Source organism: Mycobacterium sp., from assembly GCF_032162105.1.
Classification (GTDB): Bacteria; Actinomycetota; Actinomycetes; order Mycobacteriales; family Mycobacteriaceae; genus Mycobacterium.
Window position 1 is genome coordinate 1 of sequence record NZ_JAVRPS010000547.1, and the last position, 3,229, is coordinate 3,229.

Genomic DNA, 3,229 nt, shown 5'->3' on the forward strand with positions numbered 1-3,229 from the left:
GCTGTCGCTCACCGACATCCGCGCGCATTTCTCCGTCGCAGGGACTACACGACACCTGACACCGGAACGCCTCGAGATCGTCGACGACCTACCTCGGACAGCCACCGGCAAGGTGCGCAAGGACGAACTCCGAGAACGCCTCAACTCCAGGCGATCGACTTGAGTTCGGTGAACTCCTCGATCCCGTGGTGACCCCATTCCCTGCCCACCCCGCTCTGCTTGAACCCGCCGAAGACACCGGTGATACCAACACCATTGGGCTGTTCGGCCGACCAGCCAGGACCCGAGGTGCCCAAAGTCTCGACGTTGCGGGTGGGCGACCCCACCGTCTGCACCGCGACGTTGCCTGCCCGAAGCTGACGCGCGACGTTGAAGCCGCGCGCGGTATTGCCGGATACGACGCCACCACCAAGTCCGTATATCGAATCGTTCGCGATGCGGATCGCCTCGTCTTCGGTCTTGTAGGTGATCACGGTGAGGACGGGACCGAAAATCTCCTCCTGGGCGATGCGCATGTCGTTGCGGGCGTTGATGAATAGCGTCGGTTCGAAGAAGAAGCCCTTGGCCAGATGCGCGGGACGCTTACCGCCAAAGACGAGTTCGGCACCCTCGTCGATCCCCGACTGGACGTACCCCTCGACGCGGGCGCGCTGCTGCTCGCGGATCAGGGGGCCGATAAGGGTGTCGGGCTCCCGGGGGTCGCCGACCTTGAGCGACGACGCCGATTTCTTGGCGCCGTCGACGTAGGCGTCGAGCAGGTGTTCGGGCAGCAGCATCCTTGTCTGGATGGCGCAGCCCTGCCCCGCGTGAATCATCGAGGTGATGATCCCCATGGTGGCGACGTGTTCTTCGGAGACATCATCGAGGATGATGGACGCGCTCTTGCCGCCGAGCTCGAGCTGCAGGCGCTTCACCGTGGGGGCGGCGGCCGCCATGATCGCCCGCCCCGTCGCGGTGGAGCCGGTGAACGTCACCATGTCGACCATCGGGTGAGTGGTCATCTCCTCGCCGACCTCGGGACCGCCGGCGATCACGTTGAGCACTCCGGGCGGAAGGTCAGCGTCCTGAGCCGCTTTGGCGATTTCGAAGGCGTCCAGCGGGGTCCACTGGTGCGGTTTGAGCACCACGGTGCAGCCGGCCGCCAATGCCGGTAGCACTTTGACGATGTTGAGGAAGAACGGGAAGTTGAACGGTGTGATGGCGGCCACCACGCCCACCGGTTCTCTGACCACCGCATGTCCGGCCATCCCGGTCGGGCCACCGGCCGGCGGAGATACTTCCGTCCAGCGCACCGCGAGTTCCATGGCTTCGGCGATCCACTCGGCGATGTCGATGGTGCCGCGGACCTGGATGATGTCGGCGAGGAAGCCGACCGACCCCGACTCGGCCATCACCAGTTTCTTGAGTAGGTCGTGGCGCTCATCGAGGATGGCCGCAAATCGGCGCAGCACCGTTGCCCGTTCGCGGGGCGACGTCCGTGGCCAGGGCCCGTCGTCGAATGCCCGCCGAGCCGCCGCGATCGCTGCGTGGGTGGCCTTGACGCCCGCGTCGGGAACCGACCCGATGACTTCTTCGGTGGCCGGGTCGATGACCTCGATGACCCCGACCGCGTCGTCCGCCGTCCAGGCGCCGTCGATGAACATGTTGTCGTAGTCCCACCGGTCACTCACCGCGCACTACCTCCATCTCCCGAAGATCTTGATCACGTCGGATCACGCTAGCAGCATATTCTGGAGAGGAGAATATAATGTTTCTTTTTGGACACCTGTTATATCTTCGTGCGGCAGACATGATCTTCGCACCAACTCGTTCGGAGGACGCATGGAAGACGTACTGGGATATGCGGGACGCCATGTGGTGGTCACCGGCGCTGCGTCCGGGATGGGTGCCGCGACGGCGACGATCCTGACCAGCCTGGGAGCACGGGTCACGGCGCTCGACGTCCGGCCCACCAACGTTCCCGTCGACCGGGTGCTGGAGGTGGACCTACGTGACCGCGCCTCCATCGAGAAGGCTGCCGAATCCATCGAGGGACCGGTGGACGGCTATTTCGGCTGCGCCGGCCTGCCGGGGCCGCCGTTCTCCGGTCTGGACGTGATGCTGGTCAACTTCGTGGGGGCACGGCATCTGGTGAACCTGGTGCTGCCCAAGATTCCCGCCGGTGGCGCGATCGCGGTGGTCGCATCGAACGCGGCGATGGGGTGGCAGCTGGAGCTGGACCAGCTGATGGGTCTGGTCGCCACCGACGGATTCGACGAAGGCAAGCAGTGGTGCGAGGCCAACAGCGAGATGGGTGCGGTTGGTGCGTACCCATTTTCGAAGAAGGCGATCAACGCCTGGGTTGCATCGCGGGGTGCCACGCTGATCAATGGCGGCATCCGACTCAACTGCATCAACCCCGGCCCCACGGACACCGCGATGATGCCCCACTTCGTCGAATTCGCCGGCGAGAGCATCATCGACGCGTTCGTCGGCCCGATCCGGCGCCGCTCGACCCCCGAGGAACAGGCGTGGCCGCTGATCTTCCTCAACAGCCCCCGGTCGAGCTACGTCAACGGCGAAGCACTCGTCACCGACGGCGGATTCTTCGGCGCAGTGCAATCCGGCCAGCTCGATCTGACCAAGATGTTCGACGCTCCTGGTGCGACCGGGGCATGACGCCAGTCGACCAGCCGGCGTGAGGTGTCGGCCATGCCGTATCGAGTCATTCAGTGGGGCACCGGCAATACCGGTGCGCACACGTTGCGCTTCCTGCTCGAGGACCGGGCGTTCGACGTCGTCGGGGTGTGGGTGAACCGGGAGCAGAACGTCGGGCGCACCGCCGGCGAACTGGCCGGGCTGGCGATGGGCGGCCCGAGTGCAACCCATGACGCGGATGATCTCGTCGCGCTGGACGCCGACTGCGTCGTGTACATGGCGGCAGAGCCCAGTGGGTCTCCCAAACAGCCCGGCACCGACGGCTGGGCAAGCGTCGAAACGATGTGCCGACTCCTCGCCAGCGGCAAGAACGTCGTGGCCACCGGCATCTCCGGGCTCACCAACCCGCGGGCGTTCGGCGACGACGTCTACGACCGGCTGTGCCTGAGCGCCGAGTCCGGCGGAACCACGTTCTTCGGCACCGGCATCGAACCGGGCTTCATGTGCGATGCGCTGGCGCTCAGCCTGAGCAGCATCTCCCGCGACATCAGGTCGATCCGCGCCCAGGAGTGCCTCAGCTACGCGACGTATG

At 65.5% G+C, this 3,229-nt stretch carries 2 protein-coding genes and 1 pseudogene; 2 read left to right on the top strand and 1 reads right to left on the bottom strand.

Annotation, left to right across the window (positions count from 1 at the left end; all coding sequences use genetic code 11):
- Window positions 1-140: 140 nt before the first annotated feature.
- Window positions 141-1,670 carry an aldehyde dehydrogenase family protein gene (locus QOC69_RS27985; protein WP_526445782.1) on the bottom strand — a complete coding sequence of 510 codons (1,530 nt, stop codon included), beginning with the start codon at window positions 1,668-1,670 and terminating at the stop codon, window positions 141-143.
- Window positions 1,671-1,821: 151 nt separating this feature from the next.
- Here QOC69_RS27985 and QOC69_RS27990 point away from each other — a divergent pair, with 151 nt between their 5' ends.
- Window positions 1,822-2,658: an SDR family oxidoreductase gene (locus tag QOC69_RS27990; RefSeq protein WP_526445783.1), complete on the top strand. Its 837-nt coding sequence runs from the start codon at window positions 1,822-1,824 to the stop codon at window positions 2,656-2,658.
- A 33-nt stretch (window positions 2,659-2,691) separates the two neighbouring features.
- Window positions 2,692-3,229: pseudogene (locus QOC69_RS27995) on the top strand (NAD(P)H-dependent amine dehydrogenase family protein); the annotation flags it as partial.